The 19,787-nt window shown below is 71.7% G+C and carries 20 protein-coding genes and 2 pseudogenes; 10 read left to right on the top strand and 12 right to left on the bottom strand.

Going from position 1 to position 19,787, the window contains the following annotated elements:
* Nucleotides 1-62 precede the first annotated feature (62 nt).
* Nucleotides 63-188 carry a hypothetical protein gene (locus LQ326_RS47785; protein WP_268206758.1) on the bottom strand — a complete coding sequence of 42 codons (126 nt, stop codon included), beginning with the start codon at nt 186-188 and terminating at the stop codon, nt 63-65.
* A 413-nt stretch (nt 189-601) separates the two neighbouring features.
* On the opposite strand from LQ326_RS47785, the gene LQ326_RS06915 reads away from it, so the two are divergent.
* Entirely contained in the window at nt 602-910 is a 309-nt protein-coding gene (locus tag LQ326_RS06915) for a tautomerase family protein (RefSeq protein WP_234533781.1), read from the top strand.
* 169 nt (nt 911-1,079) lie between these two features.
* Nucleotides 1,080-1,238 (top strand): chaplin, encoded by a 159-nt coding sequence (locus LQ326_RS06910; RefSeq protein WP_234533779.1) that lies wholly within the window; start codon nt 1,080-1,082, stop codon nt 1,236-1,238.
* Nucleotides 1,239-1,417: 179 nt separating this feature from the next.
* Here LQ326_RS06910 and LQ326_RS49110 read toward each other — a convergent pair whose 3' ends face one another.
* The 5 genes and pseudogenes from LQ326_RS49110 to LQ326_RS06900 form a co-directional block, all read right to left on the bottom strand.
* Nucleotides 1,418-1,849, bottom strand: coding sequence for a transposase (locus LQ326_RS49110; RefSeq protein ID WP_434056947.1), 432 nt, complete (start codon nt 1,847-1,849; stop codon nt 1,418-1,420).
* 60 nt (nt 1,850-1,909) lie between these two features.
* Nucleotides 1,910-2,020 (bottom strand): annotated as a pseudogene (locus tag LQ326_RS49105) (hypothetical protein); the annotation flags it as partial.
* Nucleotides 1,974-2,465: pseudogene (locus LQ326_RS49100) on the bottom strand (IS701 family transposase); the annotation flags it as partial. The pseudogenes LQ326_RS49105 and LQ326_RS49100, both read right to left, overlap by 47 nt.
* On the bottom strand, nt 2,401-2,628 hold the full coding sequence (locus tag LQ326_RS49095) for a hypothetical protein (RefSeq protein WP_434056946.1): 228 nt from the start codon (nt 2,626-2,628) through the stop codon (nt 2,401-2,403). The gene LQ326_RS49095 and the pseudogene LQ326_RS49100, both read right to left, overlap by 65 nt.
* 121 nt (nt 2,629-2,749) lie before the next feature.
* Entirely contained in the window at nt 2,750-4,483 is a 1,734-nt protein-coding gene (locus LQ326_RS06900; protein ID WP_234533777.1) for a protein kinase domain-containing protein, read from the bottom strand.
* Nucleotides 4,484-4,752: 269 nt separating this feature from the next.
* Here LQ326_RS06900 and LQ326_RS06895 point away from each other — a divergent pair, with 269 nt between their 5' ends.
* The gene (locus tag LQ326_RS06895) at nt 4,753-5,973 is read left to right on the top strand and encodes an esterase/lipase family protein (RefSeq protein WP_234533775.1); all 1,221 of its coding nucleotides are present in this window, start codon (nt 4,753-4,755) and stop codon (nt 5,971-5,973) included.
* A 7-nt stretch (nt 5,974-5,980) separates the two neighbouring features.
* Here the strand turns inward: LQ326_RS06895 and LQ326_RS06890 are convergent, their stop codons facing one another.
* The gene (locus tag LQ326_RS06890) at nt 5,981-6,331 is read right to left on the bottom strand and encodes a winged helix-turn-helix transcriptional regulator (protein WP_234533773.1); all 351 of its coding nucleotides are present in this window, start codon (nt 6,329-6,331) and stop codon (nt 5,981-5,983) included.
* Nucleotides 6,332-6,458: 127 nt separating this feature from the next.
* Here LQ326_RS06890 and LQ326_RS06885 point away from each other — a divergent pair, with 127 nt between their 5' ends.
* On the top strand, nt 6,459-7,109 hold the full coding sequence (locus tag LQ326_RS06885; protein ID WP_234533771.1) for an FMN-dependent NADH-azoreductase: 651 nt from the start codon (nt 6,459-6,461) through the stop codon (nt 7,107-7,109).
* Nucleotides 7,110-7,268: 159 nt separating this feature from the next.
* Nucleotides 7,269-8,663 carry a purine-cytosine permease family protein gene (locus LQ326_RS06880; RefSeq protein WP_234533769.1) on the top strand — a complete coding sequence of 465 codons (1,395 nt, stop codon included), beginning with the start codon at nt 7,269-7,271 and terminating at the stop codon, nt 8,661-8,663.
* A gap of 15 nt (nt 8,664-8,678) precedes the next feature.
* Here LQ326_RS06880 and LQ326_RS06875 read toward each other — a convergent pair whose 3' ends face one another.
* Both LQ326_RS06875 and LQ326_RS06870 read right to left on the bottom strand, forming a co-directional pair.
* On the bottom strand, nt 8,679-9,656 hold the full coding sequence (locus LQ326_RS06875) for a magnesium transporter CorA family protein (RefSeq protein WP_234534246.1): 978 nt from the start codon (nt 9,654-9,656) through the stop codon (nt 8,679-8,681).
* Between the two features lie 277 nt (nt 9,657-9,933).
* Nucleotides 9,934-11,193 (bottom strand): PucR family transcriptional regulator, encoded by a 1,260-nt coding sequence (locus LQ326_RS06870; protein WP_234533767.1) that lies wholly within the window; start codon nt 11,191-11,193, stop codon nt 9,934-9,936.
* A 120-nt stretch (nt 11,194-11,313) separates the two neighbouring features.
* Between LQ326_RS06870 and LQ326_RS06865 the strand changes: the two genes are divergently transcribed.
* The 5 genes from LQ326_RS06865 to LQ326_RS06845 all read left to right on the top strand — a co-directional run bounded on the left by LQ326_RS06865 (nt 11,314) and on the right by LQ326_RS06845 (nt 16,414).
* On the top strand, nt 11,314-11,805 hold the full coding sequence (locus LQ326_RS06865) for a nucleoside deaminase (protein ID WP_181808904.1): 492 nt from the start codon (nt 11,314-11,316) through the stop codon (nt 11,803-11,805).
* Between the two features lies 1 nt (nt 11,806).
* The gene (locus LQ326_RS06860) at nt 11,807-12,775 is read left to right on the top strand and encodes an isopenicillin N synthase family dioxygenase (RefSeq protein WP_234533765.1); all 969 of its coding nucleotides are present in this window, start codon (nt 11,807-11,809) and stop codon (nt 12,773-12,775) included.
* A 266-nt stretch (nt 12,776-13,041) separates the two neighbouring features.
* Nucleotides 13,042-13,626, top strand: a complete 585-nt coding sequence (locus tag LQ326_RS06855; protein WP_234533763.1) for an IS607 family transposase — start codon at nt 13,042-13,044, stop codon at nt 13,624-13,626.
* On the top strand, nt 13,623-15,080 hold the full coding sequence (gene tnpB, locus LQ326_RS06850; protein WP_234533761.1) for an IS607 family element RNA-guided endonuclease TnpB: 1,458 nt from the start codon (nt 13,623-13,625) through the stop codon (nt 15,078-15,080). Before LQ326_RS06855 ends, tnpB begins: the two co-directional genes overlap by 4 nt.
* Nucleotides 15,081-15,187: 107 nt before the next feature.
* A complete protein-coding gene (locus LQ326_RS06845) occupies nt 15,188-16,414 on the top strand; it encodes a type 1 periplasmic-binding domain-containing protein (RefSeq protein WP_234533759.1) in 1,227 nt (408 codons plus the stop codon).
* Between the two features lie 86 nt (nt 16,415-16,500).
* Here the strand turns inward: LQ326_RS06845 and LQ326_RS06840 are convergent, their stop codons facing one another.
* From LQ326_RS06840 to resB, 3 genes are read right to left on the bottom strand one after another with little or no spacing between them, the layout of a single operon-like run.
* Nucleotides 16,501-16,917, bottom strand: a complete 417-nt coding sequence (locus LQ326_RS06840; protein WP_234533757.1) for an SRPBCC family protein — start codon at nt 16,915-16,917, stop codon at nt 16,501-16,503.
* A gap of 25 nt (nt 16,918-16,942) precedes the next feature.
* On the bottom strand, nt 16,943-18,064 hold the full coding sequence (gene ccsB / locus LQ326_RS06835) for a c-type cytochrome biogenesis protein CcsB (protein ID WP_234533755.1): 1,122 nt from the start codon (nt 18,062-18,064) through the stop codon (nt 16,943-16,945).
* On the bottom strand, nt 18,061-19,785 hold the full coding sequence (gene resB / locus LQ326_RS06830; protein WP_234533753.1) for a cytochrome c biogenesis protein ResB: 1,725 nt from the start codon (nt 19,783-19,785) through the stop codon (nt 18,061-18,063). Before resB ends, ccsB begins: the two co-directional genes overlap by 4 nt.
* Nucleotides 19,786-19,787 lie beyond the last annotated feature (2 nt).

The raw sequence follows: 19,787 nt of genomic DNA, 5'->3' as shown, positions 1-19,787 counted from the left end.
CCCGGCGGGGTGAAGCGGCGTGTGGCAGCTGACGTCGGGGCCGCAACGCTCCCGCTTCTCCTTCACGCCCGCCCGGCGCTGGTGCTCGCCCCCTCGGTGAAGAGCAGCGACAGCTGGTGGCCGACGTGCGGTCGCGCCAGGCCGAGGCGGTTGCATCGGTCACTGACCACGGCGCCGGCCGGCTGCATCCGTCACATGACAAGGGTGACCGCACGTCGTGGGCGGGCGCCGTCCGCTGGTGCCGTCGAACCGCGGGTCCGGCCGCGCCCGTGCGCTCCCCTCCGCACTTGTCCGGAGGGTGCCGCTCGCACCCGTCGCAGGTGCCGTGTGCGCGGCCGAGAGGGCGTTTTCCGGTCCGCGGGGTGGCTGACGGGCAAGGTGACTGTTCGGGTGTCTCGGACGGACAGTCACGCGACTCATGTCATGGCGGGACGTCGAAGCGAGAGTTGTTCTCGTCGGCGGGCAGCAGCGCCGACTCCAGGAAGGCATCCGCCGTCACCGGCCCATGCGCTCTACCCGAGCCGTTGGTCTGCGGGGAAGGCCTTGAACTTCATCCCTGGGCACTTCGGTTGCCGTGCCCTTACCACGAGGAGTACCTCTCATGCCGTTCGTCAATGTCAAGCTCGTCGAAGGTGTCTTCTCCGAGGACGAGAAGCACGCCATGGCCAAGGCGCTCACCGACGTGATGGTCCGGTTCGAGGGTTCCGAGGCGTTCCGTGAGGTCGTCTGGGTGCTGATCGAGGAACTGCACACCGATGGCTGGCACATCGGCGGCCGGCCGTTCCGCGGCCCGCGGTCGCTGATGGAAACGCTTCAGAACTCCAAGGCCCTCGTGGAGACGGTGGACGGCCATCCGACCACGCGTCCGGAGTGGGCCGAGGCGGCCCCGGTGAAGAAGACCGGCGAGTAGCCGGACCCGGTGGGGCCGATGGCATGACCCGCGGGCGGCCTCGGAGTTTCGCACGGACATACACCACGTGCCGACTCCGGGGCCGCCGCCGTGCCCGGAGGGCATCAACGCACTCGGGGCCGGCCGGTGATCGCGGCTCCAGCGCGCACGGCGTCCCTTCCGGAGCCCGATGAGGTTCCGGCCGCAGCGCCATAACCTCGAAAGCCGGCAGATCGCCGCCGCGTTGCAGGCTGGGCGGGCACAGGTTCCGGTCAACGCGTGCGGCGACACCCTCGGCTTCGACGGTCTGCTCAGCCCGGCGTTCGGCAACGTCTGCGTCAACGGCTGACGGTCCCGTCGGCACCCGGCCCGGCGGATCCTTCCGAGGGGCTTGCGGCAGGGCCGGGTTCCTCGAAAAACCGTTCCTAGTAGGGCTCCGTCAGGTTGCTTTGGATCTTGGGTTCTGGCTGGTGACGGCTGTTCTGGGCAGGGGTTGGTGGCAGGTGGTGCAGGTGCCGGTCCAGCAGTTCAGCAGGTCCTGGATGGCGTCGAGGGTCTGGTAGAGGGTGAGTCCGCTGTATCGGCTTTTGGGGCCAGGCGCTGTTCGGTGAGGAATGCGTGGGCGGCGGTGACCAGGGTGACGTGGTGATGCCATCCGTTCCAGGAACGGCCCTCGAAGTGGTCCAGGCCGAGGCCGTGCTTGAGTTCCCGGTAGTCGTGTTCGATGCGCCAGCGGATCTTGGCCAGGCGGACCAGTTCGGCCGGCGGGGTGTCGGCGGGCAGGTTGGACAGCCAGTAGTCGGTGGGTGCTTCGGCGTCCTCGGGCCATTCGGCCAGCAGGGTGATCTCGGGCAGGACACCGTCCCACAAGCCCCCTTGCGCGGTGGCGGCGGCCTGGGCCAGGCGACGGGCCCTGATCCCGGCCGGCCGCACCCGGAGCGTCAGGAAATGCGAGCGCATCGGTCCGCGGGAGCCTTCACGCCAGGCCGTTTCGGTGAACGCCTGCCGTCCATGGCCGGACGCCAGCGCGGACACCGCAGACGGTTTGTCCCGGTAGCGGGGCTGCGGCCTGCGGCCGTTGCCCGACCACGCCGGGGCGGTGGGCTGCGCGTCGTGCGGGTGGACGGTCACGTCCGAACGGATGGGCCACGACATATCCGATGCCCCGCCCGCTCAGACCGTCGCGGAAGTCGGCGTTCTGCCCGTATCCGGCGTCGGCCACCACCACCGGCGGCACCAGGCCCCACCCGGCCAGCTCGTCGATGCTGTCCAGGGCCAGGCGCCACTTCTCCCGGTGCCCCACCTCCTGCGGTATCCCGGTCTTCTGCCGCCGTACCGGATCGTGCGCCCACTCCTCGGGCACGAACAACCGCCACTGCAGCGGACAGGAGGCCGTGTCGGAGACCGCGTGCACGCTCACCGCGACCTGGCAGTTGGCCTGCTTGCCCAAAGCGCCGCAGTACTGGGGAGCGACCGCCACCGACATCCTGCCGTCCTTGGGGAACGACACGTCATCGACCGCCCAGGCGTCCGGGCCGATTCTCGGCACCATCCGCTCCGCGATCCTCCGGCGCACCGGCACCGGATCCCAGGTCGACTGGTTCACGAACTGCTGGGAAGGTTCTGCTCGTTGCGTCCGGCAGCCGCTCCGCCATCGGCTGGATCGACTTCCGCCGCCCCTCCAGCATCGGCCCGCGCAGAGAGCAGTCGCCTTTGGCCCGCTGGTCCTTGCGCGGCACCGACGCGAACACGTCAGCAACGAACAACGCCAACTTCACCCGAGCGCGGTTCACTTCATGTGCGTCCACACTCCCACCATGCCGCTGAACACGATGGACAGAAAGACCTAACGGAGTCCTACTAGAGCAGCGCCTTCACCTGCGCCGCCGTCAGCGGCCGCTGGAACACCTGGACCTGCTTGATCGAGCCGGGGAACCAGTCGGTGGGGCCGCCGGGGCCGGCGGCGCGGGCGATGGTGAGGGAGCCGGGGGCGGCGGTGGGGTTGGTGTCGTCGATGCCGGCCTCCTGGGTGCCGCCGACGTAGAGGACGAGCTGCTTGCGCGGGCCGTCGTGGACGCCGACCAGGTGGGTCCAGGTCCCGGCCTCGGGGACGCTGTACGACAGGGCGCGCAGGCCGCCGGGGCGGGCGAAGGCCCAGCGGTTCTCGACGGGCGAGTACTGGAGGTAGAAGCCGCTGACGTCGCCCGCGTCCTGGGCGACGGCGGTGGCGAAAGACGTCGGCAGACGGGTCAGGCACACCCATGCCGACACGGTGAAGCCGGGGCCCTCGGCGGTGGTGAGCACCTGCCCCCGGGTGACGATCTGGCTGGTGCCGCCGTCGAAGAGCGCGGACCCGTCCTTGCCCAGGCCCCAGCCGACCGAGGTCGCGGTGCCGTCGTAGCGGCCGGTGTCGTCGGCGGCGACCGTCCCTGAGGTCTCGTCCAGTGGCCACGCGGCGAGCGGCGAGGGCACGGAGACGGCTCCGCCACCGGCCCCGGCGAAGCCCTGCGGGGACTTCCCGCTCCGGCCCCGGTCGAGGACGTGCGCGACCGGTACGGCCCCGAGCGCGGCGACCGCGAGTGCTCCGCCGGAGAGGAGCAGCGCGCGGCGGCCCACGCGCCCGGGCGGAACCGGTCGAACCGGCTGGACCGGTCGAACCGGCGGAGCCGGGTCGAGCCGGGTGACCGGGCGGGTGGCGGTGACGGTGTCGGTGTCGGGCGGCGGTGCCGGGATCACGTGCTGGTCCGGGCGGACCGTCGCCGGCCGGGGCAGGAACGCGGTGGCGTCGGTGGCGGGGGCGATCCGGGTCAGGATCTCGCGCGGGGCGGGCCGGTGGGCCGGGTCCTTCGCCAGGCAGTGGGCGACGAGGTCGGCGAGCGCCGGATCCGTGAGGGCTCCGATGTCGGGTTCGTCGTGCACGACCCGGTAGAGGAGGGCCGGGGTCGCCCCGTCGCCGAAGGGGTTGCCGCCGGTGGCCGCGAACGTGAGGACCGCGCCCAGCGCGAACACGTCGCTCGCCCCGGTCACCTCCCGGCCCGCCACCTGTTCCGGCGACATGAAGCCGGGCGAGCCGACCATGAGCCCGGCCCGCGTGATGGTGGCCGACTCGACGCTGCGGGCGATGCCGAAGTCGATGACCCGCGGCCCGTCCTCGGCGAGCAACACGTTCGACGGCTTGAGGTCGCGGTGCACCAGCCCGGCCGCGTGGATGGAGGTGAGCGCCTCGGCCAGTCCGGCGGCGAGCGCGAGCACGTCCGGGGCGGGCAGCGGCCCCCGCTCGGCCACCGCCTCCTGCAGCGAGGGCCCGGCGATGTAGCTGGTGACCAGCCATGGCAGCGGCGCGTCCGGATCGGCGTCCACGACCGGCGCCGTGAACGCACCGCTGACCTTGCGCGCGGCCTCCACCTCACGGCGGAAACGGGACCGGAACTCCGGTTGCCCGGCGACCAGTTCGGCGTGTACGACCTTCACGGCGACGGCCCGGCCACCCGGCGAGCGGCCGAGGTAGACCCGGCCCATTCCGCCCACGCCGAGCCGTCTCAGCAGCTGGTACTCCCCGACGGAGGGCGGATCGCCCGGCTCCAGAGCTGCCACGATCCCTCCCGCGCCGCTTGCTCCCCACGTCGCGGTCAGCATAGGACCGGGACGCGTGGCGGATGACCAAATCCGAACCCTGTGCGGCAAGTTGCCCCCGCGTCTGCCCTTCAGGACCCTTTCAGAACCCCTTCGTGACCGTTTCGGAACTCCACCGCCCACAAATCGCGCTATTTAACACGCATTGGTGAAAACATGGCGAAAGCGCGTGCTCTCGGGTCCGCACGCGGAGGATGGCTCCCGAACCGTTGCCGGCAGCGTGGAGAGGGATGTCTGTGGCCGACAGCATGGTCGAGAGGGCGAAGCGGGCCGCCGGGTCGTTCGGACTCGTGACCCCGGTGGACGCACGGGCGGCCGCGCCGGCGCCCTCGGCCGACGAGGAGTGGGAACTGCCCGGCGGCAGAGCCCGGGTGTACTACGGGGCGGGCCCCAAGGGCATGGTCCGGCCGGTCGTCCTGGCCGACGGGCTGGGCCTCGGGCCGACCGACTTCGACTGGCTCTGGAACAGGATGGAGAACGGTCCGTTCCCGTTCGTGAGCGAACTGCGGCGCCGTGGACGCACGCTGGTCCTCGTCGGGTTCGCGGAGCGCGGCGCGTCCGTCCTCCAGAACGCCGAGACCATGACCGCCGCGGTCATGCGGACCGTCGCCGAGCAACTGGGCGGCGCCCGGCTGCTCGTCGGCGGGTTCGGCACGGGCGGCCTGGTCGCCCGGTACGCGCTGGCCAGGATGGAGACACAGCGCCTCGACCACCGGACCGGCGTCTGCCTCTCGTTCGACAGCCCGCACCGGGGCGCCTGGCTGCCGATCGGCCTCCAGGCCTTCGCCCACCACCTCGCCCCGTACGACGACACCTACCTCCGCCAGATCAGCAGCCCCGCCGCCCGGCAAATCCTCTGGCGGCACCTGGACGGCATCGGCGCCACCCCTCAGGAGAGCCCCCTGCGGACCGAGTTCAAGCGGAAGCTCCACGACGTCGGCGGCTGGCCCTGTCTCCCCCGCGTCCTCGCCGTCTCCAGCGGCCGCGGCGACGGCACCGGCAACGGCGTCCGCGCCGGGGCGAAGACCCTGAGCTGCGCCGGCCCCCTCTTCGACGGCACCCGTTTCCTCGCCCAGGCGCAGGGCCGGCAGGCCGAGGTGGCCGCGGTGCACGGCGTCCTCGGCGGCCCCCGTGCGATCACCACGGACGGCTTCCCCGAACTCGACGGCGCACCGGGCGGCACCCTTGAGTCCTTCGGTCTCCTCGCCGACGCGCTCGCCGCCGCCGGCGAGGACACCGAGGCCGCCCACCGCAGCGTGTGCTTCGTCCCCTCCGTCAGCGCCGTCGCCATCCGCGACCTTGACCAGCAGGACGATCTCTACGCCGACATCGGCGAGCTCCCGCCGGAGGACTCGGAGGCCGACGACTTCCTGCTCTCCTCCGCCAACGAGGCACACGCCTCCATGACCGAGGAACTCGCACGCTGGGTCCTGGACCGGCTCCCCGACTGAGCGGCGCTCAGCAGGGCGAATCCGGCAGATGCTCCCGCGCCCAGTCCCCGAGCGCCTCCAGCGACGGCTCCAGCGCCGCCCCCGCTGCGGTCAGCCGGTAGGAGACCCGCAGCGGCGGGCCCTCGTCGACCTCGCGGACCACGAGCCCGGCCGCCCCGAGTTCGGCGAGCCGGTCGGACAGCATGCGTTCGCTGATACCGGGGATGGCGCGGCGCAGGTTGGCGAAGTGCGTCGGCCGGTCCATCAGGACGGACAGGATCGGGCCGTTCCAGCGCTTGCCCAGCACGTGGAAGACGCGCGTGATGCCGGCGTCGACGCCTTTGCACGCTTCCGGGTCATGCGCCTGCTCCACCGCCATGGGGTCAGGATACAGCCCCCGAAAAGAGGGGGACTGAGAAAAAGTAAGTACCTGTGCTATCTATAGTCGAGTACGAATTCTTAGTTGCTGCGGCCCGACCTCGGGCCCGTGTATCCGGAGACCTCTCATGGCCACTCTTCTCCACATCGACTCGTCCCTCCTCCCTGACGGAGCTTCCTCCTCGCGTGCCGTCACGGACGCCTTCCGCACCGCCTGGCTGGCGCAGCACCCCGACGGCACGGTGGTCTACCGCGACCTGGCGGCGGACCCGGTGCCGCACCTCACCGCGGCCGCCCACACGGCCGGTTTCGCCGACCCCGCCACCCACACCCCCGAGCAGGCGGACGCCTTCGCGACGCGGCTGAAGCTGATCGAGGAGCTGGAGCAGGCGGACGCGGTGCTCATAGGCGCCCCGATGTACAACTTCACGGTCCCCTCGACGCTCAAGGCGTGGCTGGACAACGTGGTCCTGTACAACCGCACGATGGGCGAGAACCCCTCAGCCAAGGGCACCCCGGTCACCGTGGTGGCCAGCCGCGGCGGCTCGTACGCGCCGGGCACCCCGCGGGAGCAGTTCGAGTACGTCCAGAACTACCTGACCGCGCTGCTGTCCGAAGGTCTCGGCATGGACGTCGACTTCATCGTGCCGGAGCTGACCATGGCCCCGCAGAACCCGGCGATGGCCGAGCTCGTGCCGCTCTACGAGGCCTCCCGCGACCGCGCCCTCCAGGACGCGGCCAGCAAGGCGAAGGAACTGGCGGACCGTCTCGCCGCGTAACGTACGCACCGGCCCGCGGCCGGAACCGTCCGGGGAGCTTCCGAGGACTCCGGGCCTTCGGGAGTTCCCCTGTACGTGCAGGTTGTACGCCGGTGCGCCGCCCGAAGCGGACAGTGCGCCCCTGGGCCGCACCGGGAGCGATCCCGACACTTACCTCGTATGACGACTGCTCCCGCCGGTTCCACCACCAGTATCGCGCCCGAGTACGGCGACCGGGTCATCGCCGTGGAGGCGGCGGGCTCGGAACCGATCCCCGACGCCGAACGCCACGGCAGCCCGCTCCAGTTGCTGTGGACCTGGGCGTCCCCCAACATCGAGTTCGCGACCGTCTACATCGGCGTGATCGCGGTCCTCTTCTTCGGACTGGACTTCTGGACGGCGACCGCCGCGATCCTGCTGGGCACCGCGCTCGGCGCGGTCACCCAGGGCGTGCTGTCGCTGGACGGGCCGCGGTTCGGCGTCCCGCAGATGGTGATCGGCCGCTTCTCCTTCGGCTTCCTCGGCAACATCCTGCCCGCCGCCGCCAACGGCCTGCTCGCGGGCGTCGGCTGGTTCGCCGTGAACAGCGTGAGCGCGGCCTTCGCCCTGAACACGCTGACCGGCCTGCGGCCCCTGCCCTCCCTCCTGCTCGTGGTCGTCGCCGAGATCCTGATCGGCTTCATCGGCCACAACTTCGTACACACCTTCGAGAAGTACGCGTTCCCGGCACTCGCGGTGATCTTCCTGCTGGCCGGGGTGTGGACGTTCAAGGACGCCGACCTCGGCTCGGGCGGCTCGGGCGGCGGCGTCGGCGGCTTCCTGCTCGCCTTCAGCGCCGCCTGGGGCTACGCGGCGGGCTGGAACCCGTACGCCACCGACTACTCCCGCTACCTGCCGCGCACCGCGAGCAAGGTGAAGACGGTCCTGTGGCCGGCCGTCGGCCTGTTCGTGTCGGTCTCGATCGTTGCCGTCATCGGCGCGGCCTCGGCCACGATCGTCGCCCCGAAGGACGCCACCCCGACGGCCGCCTTCACCGGTCACCTCCCCGGCTGGCTCGGTGACCTCGTCCTGCTCGCCATCATGCTCGGCGGGGTCTCGGCGAACGCCCTCAACGTGTACTCCGGCGCGATCTCCATCGCCTCCTTCGGCCTGAAGCTCCCCACCTGGCTGAGCCGCAGCGCCCTGGTCGTGGTGTCGGGCCTCGCCGGGACGGCGGCCGCCTGGGCCTCGCTGGACGACGCGGGCGCGGCCTACGAGGCGTTCCTGCTGGTCATCGCGTACTGGGTGGCACCCTGGCTGGGGGTCGTGCTGGTGGAGCGGTGGCTCCGGGGCCGTAGCGCCGCGGACGAGGAGCTCGCCGCCCGCCTCACCGACCGCTCCTTCACCAACTGGGCGGGGCTCGCCGCCCTGTTGACCGGCGTCGCGGTCTCCGTCCCGCTCTTCTCCAACCAGGAGGACTACGTGGGCTGGGTACCCGAGCACCACCCGGCCTTCGGCGACATCACCCCGCTGGTCGGCTTCGCGGTGAGCGCCCTGCTGTACGCGGCGCTGCGGATGCGCCGGCGAACCTCCTAGCCCCCACCCCTCCTGCTAGTCCTCGTCGCGCAGTCTGCGCCAGACACCGGTGCGGTGCAGCAGGAAGAGCGAGGCGGCCACGGCGACCAGCTGGAGTCCCACGGCGAGCAGCCAGAACTCGTCCCTGGTCTCCAGCCGGTTCGTCAGGAAGGAGAAGTTCATGCCGAAGAACCCGGTGAGGAACGACAGCGGCAGGAAGATCACCGAGACGATGGCCAACCGGTTGATGACGCCGTTCTGCTCGCCCGCGACCAGGGAGCCGTAGCTGGCGAAGGCCCGGCGGGTAGCGTCCTGGAGGGACTCGATGTCCGCGAGGACCAGCCGCGCCGTGCGCTGGAACTCCCGGGCGAGCCGCTGCCGTTCCTCCGGGAAGTCGCGGCTCATCATCCTGCGGGTGATCACCTCTTCGACCGCCTGGAGGTAGGGCAGCAGCGAGTGGTGCAGGACGGCGGAGTGGCGGCGCAGCCGGGACAGCAGGTAGAACTGCTCGGGCCGCCGCCTCTCGAACATGTCGTCCTCCAGTTCCTCCACCTGGATCAGCGCGGCCACCGCGGCGCGGCGGAACGTCGCGAGCGCCTCCTGGAGCAGCAGGAACAGCATGGCCACGGCGTCGGCGGGCCGCTCCCGCCGCACCTGTGCCGCGAGGTGACGTTCCAGAGCGACCCGCAGGCCCCAGTGGGCGAGCACCAGGAAGCGGTCGCCCGCCAGGGCGTGCACATGGGCGATCTCACCGTCGTGGACCATCGGCACGACGAATCCGGCGACCTGCCCCAGGTAGTCGGCGCGCGCGGACTCCTCCGGTCTGCCGAACCATTCGAGTTCCTCCTCCGGGAGGCCGAGACTGCGGGCCACCGGCTCCTCCGCCGGGCCCTGCTGCTCCCGCAGTTCGACGTCGAGGAGCAGGAAGGTGTCCGTGGCCAGCCGCCGACGCGCCTCCCCCACGGAGACCCGCGTCGTGCCCCCGTCCGGCACCGACACCACCGTCACGATCATCACCACGCTCCCAGCGTGCGTGCGGCCAGCCGCGCGCGCACCCGCTGCCGCCGACCAGGTGCGGGCCGTCCGGGCGAGGCGGCGGCCCGGTACGGCACGGTGCCCCGGGCCGCGCCGCCGCGCACCGGATGCCGGGGGTGCCCCTCGCGGAAGAGGCAGCCCGTGACCGGCGCAGCCCCCGGGTGCCCCCGAGGCCGGCCTCCGGCACGCCGAGAGCACGCACCGGACGCCGCTCGGCCCGCCCGAGGGCGGACGGCGGGACTTTCCACAACAGGCGCTACGCCACCGTCCGCAGCCCCCGGGCCCGGGCCGTCCCCGTCCCCCGTACCACCCGGTGTGCGCAGGCCGCCGTCAGGAGGTCGCCGAGCAGGTCGGGGTCGTCGATCTCCAGGCCGAGGAGGGACTCGATGCGTTCCAGTCGCTGGTAGAGGGACTGGCGGCCGATGTGCAGGAGGGCGGCGGTGCGGGTCGGGGAGCAGCCGTGCCGCAGGTGCACCTCCAGGGTGCGGACCAGGTCGCTGGGGTGGGCCGCCTCCCAGGCCAGCAGCGGGCCGAGAGTGTGCTGGACGCGGGCGGCGAGGCGGTCACGGTTGGCGGCGACCCCGCCCCGGGTCAGCTCCCGCTCCAGGGCGAGGGCACGGGCCGAGGTCACCGACGGGCCCTCGGGCACGGCCGGTTCCGCGGGCGGCACGGTCAGCGCGAGTTCCAGGGTGGTCCGGGCCGCCCGCAGCGTCTCGCTCCAGTGCAGCCAGCCGCCGGGACCGACCGCGTGGCCGACGGCAACCGTGGCCCCCGGCTCGGCGGCGCCCCGGAACGCCTCCTGAACGGCCCGCACCGGATCGCCGGGGACCGCGGCCGGCACCGCGAGCAGCGCGAGGACGTCCCCCGGGAACACGGCCCGCAGCACCCCGCCCCCGCCCAGCGCCCGTACCGCCCGGTCCACCGCGCCCACGCCGCGGCTCCCGTGCAACGAGACGCCGAGGAGCCGGGCGCCGGGGCCGGGGTGGAACCCGGCGAGCGCGGCCCGCGCCTCCACCTCGGGCTGGTTGAGGGCCTGCCCGTCGGCCAGGTCGGCGAGCAGCGCCGCCGCGTGGTCGCCGCCCCAGGGCCGGACCACCGTGCGGCGGCCGGACAGGCCCCGGGCCACGATCGCCCGGTTGGCGGCCTCGGTGATCCGCACGAACGGCACCACCCGGTGCAGGGCGAGCAGCGGCAGGCCGAGACGGCGGGCCTCGTCGGTCACCTCGGGCGGCATGCCGGGCAGGGCCCGCCCGACCTCCACCGCGAGCCCGGCCGCGCCGCGCGCCGCCAACTCCCGCACGTACCGGCGGCGGACCTCGTCGCCGGCGTCAGTCAGCCCGAAGCCGTTGGTGAGGAGCAGCTCGCCGCCGTCGAGGAAGTTGGCGCCTTCGTAGACCTCGCTGGAATGTACCCAGCGGACGGGACGGTCCAGGGCGCCTTCGCCGGCGAGGAGTTCGGGGCGGGCCGCCCGCACCGGGTCGAGGGCGAGGACTTCGCGGAGGGTGAGTGCGGGCACGGCGACCTCCAGGGGACGGGCACGGCCGCTGACATTTCGTCCGGCCGGGGGTTGCCCGGAGGGTACTTTCCGCACGTTGCCCTCGTGTTTCGGCCACAGGAGAGTGAAGCCATGCAGCCCATGCCCACGGATCCGCCGGACCCCCTGAACCCCTTGGCCCCCCTGGACCGGACCCAGGCCCGGTCCTGGCTCGCCACCGCCGTCGCCGAGGCCCGCGCCGGACTCGCCGAGGGGGGCATCCCGATCGGCGCCGCGCTCTACGGCGCCGACGGCACCCTGCTCGGCCGCGGTCACAACCGGCGCGTGCAGGACGACGACCCCTCCATGCACGCGGAGACGGCCGCCTTCCGTGCGGCGGGCCGGCAGCGGACGTACCGCGGCACCACCATGGTGACCACCCTGTCACCGTGCTGGTACTGCTCCGGCCTGGTCCGCCAGTTCGGTATCTCCCGGGTCGTGATCGGCGAGGCGGCCACCTTCCACGGCGGCCACGACTGGCTCGCCGGCCACGGCGTGCGGATCGTCCTCCTGGACGACCCGGAGTGCGTCGCGATGATGCGCGACTTCATCAAGGACAACCCGGCCCTGTGGAACGAGGACATCGGTGAGTGACATGAGCGGCAGCCCGCGTATCCCAACCGTCGACCTGCGCCCCTGGCTCGACGGCGGCGAGGACGACCGCCGGGCGATCGCCCGGACCGTCGACAGCGCCCTGCAGACCGCCGGTTTCCTGCTCGTCACCGGGCACGGGGTCGACGCGGAGCTGCGCGGCGGGGTCCGGGAGGCCGCGCGCCGGTTCTTCGCACTGCCCGCGGACGTGAAGCGGGCCTACGAGGCGAAGGTCGGCGGACGCGGCTGGCTCGGGCCCGGCGCGGAGGCCAACGGCTACTCTGAGGGCACCGAGACCCCGCCCGACCTGAAGGAGTCGCTGACCTTCGCGACGCACGAGCCGTTCGACGACCCGGTGGTCAACGCGGAGTGGTACGCGCCCAACGTGTGGCCGGCGGAAGTGCCCGAACTGCGCACCCTCGCCGAGGAGTACCTGGCGCGGATGGCCGACCTGGAGAAGGAGCTGCTGGCCCTCCTCGGGTACGCGCTCGGGCTCGAACGGGACTTCTTCTCCCGGCACATGGACCATCCGACGTACGGCTTCAACATCAACTGGTATCCGGGTACCGAGGTGCTCGGCGAGCCCGAGCCGGGGCAGTTCCGGATCGGGCCGCACACCGACTTCGGGACGGTGACCATCCTGGACCGGCAGGCCGGCAAGGGCGGGCTGCAGGTGTACACGGACGAGGGCGGCTGGCAGGACGCGCCCTTCGACCCGGCCGCGTTCACCATCAACATCGGTGACCTGATGGCCCGTTGGACCGGAGACCGGTGGCGCTCCGGCCGGCACCGGGTGCTGCCGCCGCCCACGGACGCGCCCGCCGAGGAGCTGATGTCCCTGGTCTACTTCGGCGAGTGCACCCCGGGCACGACCGTCGAGTCCGTACCGCCACCGGTCGGCCGGGTCGCGTACCCGCCGGTCGACTCGCATGTCTACCTGCGGGAGAAACTGGACGCCATCACCGTCGGCTGATCCCGCAGCGTCAGGATTCGTGACCCAACAGTCATCACGCGACAGACGGTTGCACGGGCGTGGGACGCTGTTCGACGTCGAGCCGGCCGGGCTCGTGCCGAGAGTCGTCGGGCTACGGCCGTACCGGCATCGTGCCCTCACCCTCGAACACCCCGGCGAGCTGCCGTTCGTCGTGCTGACCGGGGCGCGGGGGGGGTGAAAGCTGCTACGGATTTTCTAGTCATTCATGGTCACCTCTAGTCGTGCATCTCGAATATCTTGGTCTTGTGAAGCTTTCGGAGTGGGCACGGCAGCAGGGTGTGAGCTACCAGACCGCCTGGCGGTGGGTGAAGGACGGGAAGATGCCCGTTCCGGTCCGTCAGGCGCCGTCCGGGACGTGGCTGGTTGCTGAGCCGGCTCCGGCCGTCTCTGCGGCCTCGGGGCGGGTGGTGGCGTACTGCCGCGTGTCGTCCGCCGACCAGAAGGCCGACCTTGACCGGCAGGCCGCCCGGGTCGTGGCCGGCGCGAACGGGCTCGGCCTGGCCGTCGCCGAGGTCGTCGCCGAGGTCGGCTCGGGGCTGAACGGACGGCGCCGCAAGCTGCAGCGCCTGCTGTCCGACCCGCAGACGGCGGTGATCGTGGTCGAGCATCGTGACCGGCTGGCCCGGTTCGGCGTCGAGCATCTCGAAGCCGTCCTGTCGGCGTCCGGACGGCGCCTGGTCGTCCTCGACCCCACCGAGACCGCTGACGACCTGGTGGGGGACATCACCGAGGTGCTCACGTCGATGTGCGCCCGCCTGTACGGGCGGCGGGCGGCGAAGGACCGCGCCGCCCGCGCGGTGGCCGTGGCGACCGGCGAGGCCGCCGAGTGAAGAAGTTCCAGGCGCAGCCCGGTTTTGTGGTGCAGGCGTTCCGGCTCGCTCTGGACCCGAACGTCTCCCAGGAGCAGGCGCTGCGTTCGCACTGTGGCGCGGCGCGTGCCGCGTACAACTGGGCTGTCGGCTGGGTCGGGGCGTCGTGGTGGCAGCGCCGCGCGGAGGAGTCCTACGGCGTCGCCGAGGAACAGTTGACGCAATGGCGGCCGTGGTCGCTGCCCGCCCTGCGGAAGGCGTTCAACGAGGGCAAGCACACTGACCCGAGGTTCGCGGGCTGGTGGGAGGAGAACTCGAAGGAGGCGTACTCCACCGGTCTCGCGAACGCCGCCGCCGCGTTCGACAACTACGCCAAGTCGAAGCAGGGCAAGCGCCGTGGCCGTGCGATGGGTATGCCGCGGTTCAAGTCGAAGCGGAAGGCACGTATGTCCTGCCGGTTCACCACCGGCACGATCCGCGTGGACTCCGACGGCCGGCACGTCACGCTACCCCGCCTGGGCACGATCCGCACGCATGAACCCACGGTGAAGCTCCTCGACCGCGTCCAGGCCGGGACGGCCCGAATCCTGTCCGCGACGGTGCGGCACGAGCGCGGACGCTGGTTCGTGTCCTTCCAGGCGGAGGTGAAGCGCGACCTGCTCCGCGTCACGCGGCCGGATGTCGCGGTCGGCATCGACCTCGGGGTGAAGACCCTCGCGGTCATGGCCGACAGCACCGGCGAGATCCGCACCGCGCCCAATCCCTGCCACTACGACCGGGCGCGTAAGCAGCTGCGCCGCGCCTGCCGCGTCGTGTCCCGACGCCGGGGCCCCGACCGGCGGACCGGACGGCAGCCGTCGAAGCGGTGGGAGAAGGCCAACGCCCGGCGGAACAAGGTTCACCACCGCGTGGCGAACCTCCGCGAAGACGCCCTGCACAAGCTCACCACCGCCGTGGCCGCCGAGTACGGCACCATCGTGGCCGAAGACCTCAACGTTGCCGGCATGCTCCGCAACCGGCGCCTGGCCCGCAGGATCGCAGACGCCGGATTCGGCGAGATCCGCCGCCAGCTCGACTACAAGACCCGCCAGCGCCACGCCACCCGCCTCGTGGTCGCTGACCGCTGGTACCCGTCCTCGAAGACCTGTTCCGGGTGCGGCGCGGTGAAAGCCAAGCTGCCGCTGCACGTCCGGACGTACGAATGCGACGCCTGCGGTCTGGTCATCGACCGGGACGACAACGCCGCGCTCAACCTCGCCGCCCTCGCGGCAGCCTGCGTGACTGGTACCGGAGTGGCCGGAGACCAGGACACCGCCCCGGCGGTGTCGAAGCCTCGTGGAGCCGACCAGAAGACCCGCGCCACCCGCCCCCGCCGCAAGGCGGAGGCGGGGCGGGCAGGTGGCGCAACCCTGCCGCACCAGCGGCAGACGGAAACGAGAGACCGTACTCAATCCGAGCCCCTGACGCTCTGGTGACAGACGGACCTTCCGGGCCGAAATACCCGGAATGTCGACACCTGACCACGGTCTCGGCAACGGCTCGGCAAGAGCGCGGTCCTCAGCGAGTTGCGGGACGCCGGACGGTGCGCAGTCGCGGCGGACCGTGGCTCGTCGAGAGGCTCCAGGGGGCCTACCTCGCCCAGTACCAGGCCAACCACGACTCCAACGGGCAGTCCCCGGCGATCCGGCTGGTCCTGGCCAACCCCGGGTCGACGAGCCAGTACTGGCAGCCGATGGTCACGCGGCTGGCGGGCATGACCGGGGGCACGGACCGGCTGCGGGCGGTCGCCGGAGTCGGGCAGAGCACCGACAACAACAAGAAGGCCGTCAGGGAGCTGACCCGGCTGGGCATTCCGGTGGTGGGATCGTCGATCACCGCCGACGACCTCGCCAACGGGCAGCACGGAACGGACCCCTTCCCCGGCCTGGCCCGGGTCTCCCCCACCAACACCGACGAGGCCCGCGCCCTGGCCTCCTTCGCGAGGGTGAGCGCGGGCCGGGCGCTGCTCGTCTACGACAAGCCGGGCGACCCGTACACGCGGACCCTGCAGACGTCGTTCGCGGCGCTGATCAAGGGCTCGCCGTACGAGCCCCAGCCGTTCACACCGCCGGCCGACCGCAGTCAGGAGGGGACGACCGCGAACACGTTCCGGCAGATCACCAACCTGGTCTGCGACACCTCGCGGTCGACGGACACGATTCTCTTCGCCGGCCGCCACACCCAGCTGCGGCAGTTCGTGAACGCGCTGGGCGGACGGGGCTGCCAGGACCGGAGGTTCACGGTGCTGACCGGGGACGAGGGGTCGTATCTGACCGGCGAGAAGAATCTCGACCGCGGCGCACTGCGGCACAACCTCTCCGTCCGCTACACCGCCCTCGCCCACCCGGACGCGTGGGGCGGGGGCAGCCCGGCGACGGGCGGTTCGGCGGCGGACATGGCGACGCTGACCGGGCTGCTGACGAGCGCCGGGAAGGCCCCGGTGGGGCCGATCGGGCCGGTCGCCCTGGAGGACGGCCAGCTGATCATCGCCTACGACGCGACGCGGCTCGCGGTGCACGGGATCCGCGAGGCGGTGCCGGAGGGCAGGTCCGTGTCGGCGCTGGCCGACGTGGGACTGCAGTGGCCGCAGGTCAAGGGGTCGCTGCGGGTGGACGGGGCGAGCGGGTGGATCTGCCTGGACGCGCACGGGAATCCGTACGAAAAGGCGGTGCCGATCGTGGAGCTGCGGCCGGAGGGCGGCTCACGGTTCGTGACCATCGCCTGGCCGGAGGGGAAGCCGCCGAGCGGGGAGTGCCTGCCGCCGTCGTGAGCCGCGGGCGGGCGGGGCGCCCACGCGGCGGAGCCGCATGGGGATACCGCCCCGCGCCCCTTTCCGGGTGCTTCAGCCGGGGCGCCTCAGGAGTTCAGGGAGTCGGCCAGACGCTCGAATCTGGCCCGCCAGGCCTGCTCCGTCTCGCCCTCGCCCTTGAACTCGTGCGTGAAGCGCAGGGCGCTGCCGGATTCCCCGTCGCGCTCCAGGTGGAAGCGGAGGCGGCCGCCGCCCTCCACGGTGTACTCCGCGATCCGTTCGACGTCCCAGGCGGTCACGCTGCCCGTGCCCAGGTCACCGAGGGTGACCGTGCCGCCCAGTCGCGGTTGCAGGACGTCGACGGGGGTGAACCAGGCGGCCAGGCCCTCCGCTGTGGAGAGCCTCGGCCAGACCTGTTCCGTCGGTTTCGCGAGCCGCACCAGGAAGTGGAGGAGGTGCGTTCTCCCGTGGGCCTGACTGGCGCCTTGTTCTATGGGTTCTGCGGGTTCTGTGGAACCGGCCATGGCACCAGTGTCACCCTGGGCCGGCTCAGACGCCCGCGTAGGAGTGCTTGCCGGTGACGAAGATGTTGACGCCGTAGTAGTTGAAGAGCCAGCAGCCGAAGGCGATCATCGCCAGGTAGGCGGCCTTGCGGCCCTTCCAGCCGGCGGTGGCGCGGGCGTGCAGGTAGCAGGCGTAGGCGACCCAGGTGATGAAGGACCAGGTCTCCTTGGGGTCCCAGTTCCAGTAGCGGCCCCAGGCGCTGCCCGCCCAGATCGCGCCCGCGATGATCGTGAAGGTCCACAGGGGGAAGACGGCCGCGTTGACGCGGTAGGCGAACTTGTCCAGGGACGCCGAGGCGGGCAGGCGTTCCAGGACCGAGGTGGCGAAGCCGCCGGGCTTGCCGCCGTTCTCCAGCTTGCTCTCGTACGCGTCCTTGAAGAGGTAGAGGATGGTCGCCACCGCGCCGACGTAGAAGACCGCGCCGCAGAAGATCGCGGTCGAGACGTGGATGTACAGCCAGTACGAGTGCAGGGCCGGGACCAGCGGCTCGCTCGCCGTGTAGAGGACGGTGACCGCGAGGCCGAGGTCGAGGAGGACCGTGGTGATCAGGAAGAGGCCGAGCCAGCGGACGTTCTTCTTCAGGGCCAGCAGGGTCAGGTAGACGGCGACCGCGACCGTGGAGAACGTGATGTTGAACTCGTACATGTTGCCCCACGGCGCCCGCTGCACGGAGGCCGCGCGGGCGACCACGCCCGCCAGCTCCACCAGGAAGGCGAGGACCGTGAGGGAGATCGCGATCCGGCCGTAGAGGTCGCCCTGCTCGTCGCCGCCGTGCGCGCCGGGGCCGTCCGGCACGTCACGCGAGCCCGCCGCGGAGCGGACGACGACCCGCGGGCGCTCCAGTACGGCGGTACCGCCGGCCTTCTTGACCGCGACGGCGGGCGCCTGCGCCTGCGCCTTCGTCGCCTGGACGTTCGTGGTGAGCGCGTTGGCGGTGCGCGCCACCCGGCTGCGGCTGCCGAGCAGCCACTCGAAGATGTAGGCGAAGAACGCCAGCGTGTAGACGGCCATCGACGAGTAGATGAGCGTGTTGCTCATACTCGCCAGATGCTCGTTGGTCGCGGCGAGGGTGGTCGCGTCGAGCGCGGTTGCGGCGGCGGAAGTCATCGCTTCTCAGCCCCTTCGGCAGGTACGACTTCGGGGTCGGGGGACGGTGCGGGGTCGTGGTCGGTGGTGTCACCGGAGTCGGGAGCCCCCGGTGCCTGGTCATAGAGGATTCCCGCGAGGTCGCCCAGCTCCTCGGGCACCTTCGCGGACTCGCTGCGGCCCAGCCCGGCCATCTCGACCACGGTGACGCCGTCGTCACCGCGCACCGCGCGCACCCAGACGCGGCGGCGCTGGATGAACAGCGAGGCGGCCAGGCCGAAGATCGCGGCGAGGGCACCGACCAGGGCCCAGCCGCTGCCGGGCTCCTGGACGATCTCGAAGCCGGCCCATTCCTTGACGTCCTTCTCGAAGGTCACGGACCCGGCGCCGTCCGGCAGCTGCATGGTCTCGCCGGGCTTCAGGTTGTCCCGGAACTGCTGGCCCTTGGAGTCCTTGAACTCCTTCATGTGGGTCTTGTCGAGCTGGTACACGCTCTGCGGGATGCCCGAGTTGACGCCGAGGTCGCCGTGGTACGGCGCCAGGTTCAGCACCGGGTTGTCCAGCGCCGGGAAGCTGGAGAGCACCGAGGGACCGCCGGCGTACGTCGGCAGGAAGAACAGCGAGATACCGAGCTGCTCGCTGACACCCTTCGGGCTCCGGTAGCCGTCCATCACCTTCAGCACGCCCTGGGAGCTGACGTTGCTGTCCAGCGGGAGCAGCGGGACTGCGTCGTGGTAGACGACCTTGCCCGAGCCGTCGCGGACGGTCATGACGGGCGCGTAGCCGTGGCTGACCAGGTAGACCTTGGCGTCGTCGATCTCCAGCGGCTCGTTCACCTTGATGGTGGTCCGCTTCGGCTTGCCGTAGGCGCCCACGCTGTAGTCGACGTCCGCGGCGAAGGTGACCGGGGTGCCCCGGCTGGGGCCGCTGGTCTGGTAGGTGGCGTGGAAGTTCTTCAGGTTGAAGCTGAACGGCACCAGGTCGTCGGTGCTGAACATGGAGCCGGACTTGAAGTCGTCGTACTGGAGGATCGAGTTGGCGAACCCGTCGCCCTCGACGACCAGCTTGGTGCCGTCCGACTTGTACATCTGGCCGGACGCGAAGGCGATCAGCAGCACGATCAGCGCGATGTGGAAGACCAGGTTGCCGAACTCGCGGACGTAGCCCTTCTCGGCGGCGACCGCGTCCCGGGCGGTGTGCGCCCGGAAGTGCCGCTTCTTCAGCAGCTTCAGCGCCGCCTCGCGGACCTCCTCCGGCTCGGCCGTGGTCCGCCAGGTCGTGTACGCGGGGAGCCGGTCCAGGCGCTTCGGGGCACCCGGCGGACGGCCGCGCAGCTGGCCCACGAACTGCCAGGCGCGCGGGATGATGCAGCCGACGAGCGAGACGAAGAGCAGGATGTAGACCGCCGAGAACCACACCGAGCTGTAGACGTGGAACAGGCCGAGCTTGTCGTAGACCGGCGCCAGCGTCTTGTGGGCCTTCCGGAAGGCGGCGACCTTGTTGATGTCGGCGCCGCTCTGCGGGATCAGCGAGCCGGGGATCGCGCCCAGCGACAGCAGCAGGAGCAGCAGCAGCGCGACCCGCATCGAGGTGAGCTGCCGCCAGAACCAGCGGGCCCACCCGACGACCCCGAGGCCGGGGGCGATCGGCGGCTCCTCGACGGGGGCGGTGGAGAGCTGGGAGCCCGCCGCGCCGAGTTCCCGCCGGTCCTGCTCGCTGTTGTCGGTTTCGGTCTGGCTCATGG

It is taken from the genome of Streptomyces shenzhenensis (assembly GCF_021462265.1).
In the GTDB taxonomy this organism is placed as follows: Bacteria; Actinomycetota; Actinomycetes; order Streptomycetales; family Streptomycetaceae; genus Streptomyces; species Streptomyces shenzhenensis.
Note: the sequence above shows the minus strand (reverse complement) of the source record. Positions and strands in the feature narration are given on the sequence as shown.

Bases quoted from the DNA above. Each gene is read 5' to 3' on its own strand.
- LQ326_RS47785 (WP_268206758.1), bottom strand. From the start codon at position 188: ATGCAGCCGGCCGGCGCCGTGGTCAGTGACCGATGCAACCGCCTCGGC.
- LQ326_RS06915 (WP_234533781.1), top strand. From the start codon at position 602: ATGCCGTTCGTCAATGTCAAGCTCGTCGAAGGTGTCTTCTCCGAGGAC.
- LQ326_RS06910 (WP_234533779.1), top strand. From the start codon at position 1,080: ATGAGGTTCCGGCCGCAGCGCCATAACCTCGAAAGCCGGCAGATCGCC.
- LQ326_RS49110 (WP_434056947.1), bottom strand. From the start codon at position 1,849: ATGCGCTCGCATTTCCTGACGCTCCGGGTGCGGCCGGCCGGGATCAGG.
- LQ326_RS06895 (WP_234533775.1), top strand. From the start codon at position 4,753: ATGTCTGTGGCCGACAGCATGGTCGAGAGGGCGAAGCGGGCCGCCGGG.
- LQ326_RS06890 (WP_234533773.1), bottom strand. From the start codon at position 6,331: ATGGCGGTGGAGCAGGCGCATGACCCGGAAGCGTGCAAAGGCGTCGAC.
- LQ326_RS06885 (WP_234533771.1), top strand. From the start codon at position 6,459: ATGGCCACTCTTCTCCACATCGACTCGTCCCTCCTCCCTGACGGAGCT.
- LQ326_RS06880 (WP_234533769.1), top strand. From the start codon at position 7,269: ATGACGACTGCTCCCGCCGGTTCCACCACCAGTATCGCGCCCGAGTAC.
- LQ326_RS06875 (WP_234534246.1), bottom strand. From the start codon at position 9,656: ATGATCGTGACGGTGGTGTCGGTGCCGGACGGGGGCACGACGCGGGTC.
- LQ326_RS06865 (WP_181808904.1), top strand. From the start codon at position 11,314: ATGCCCACGGATCCGCCGGACCCCCTGAACCCCTTGGCCCCCCTGGAC.
- LQ326_RS06860 (WP_234533765.1), top strand. From the start codon at position 11,807: ATGAGCGGCAGCCCGCGTATCCCAACCGTCGACCTGCGCCCCTGGCTC.
- LQ326_RS06840 (WP_234533757.1), bottom strand. From the start codon at position 16,917: ATGGCCGGTTCCACAGAACCCGCAGAACCCATAGAACAAGGCGCCAGT.
- ccsB (WP_234533755.1), bottom strand. From the start codon at position 18,064: ATGACTTCCGCCGCCGCAACCGCGCTCGACGCGACCACCCTCGCCGCG.
- resB (WP_234533753.1), bottom strand. From the start codon at position 19,785: ATGAGCCAGACCGAAACCGACAACAGCGAGCAGGACCGGCGGGAACTC.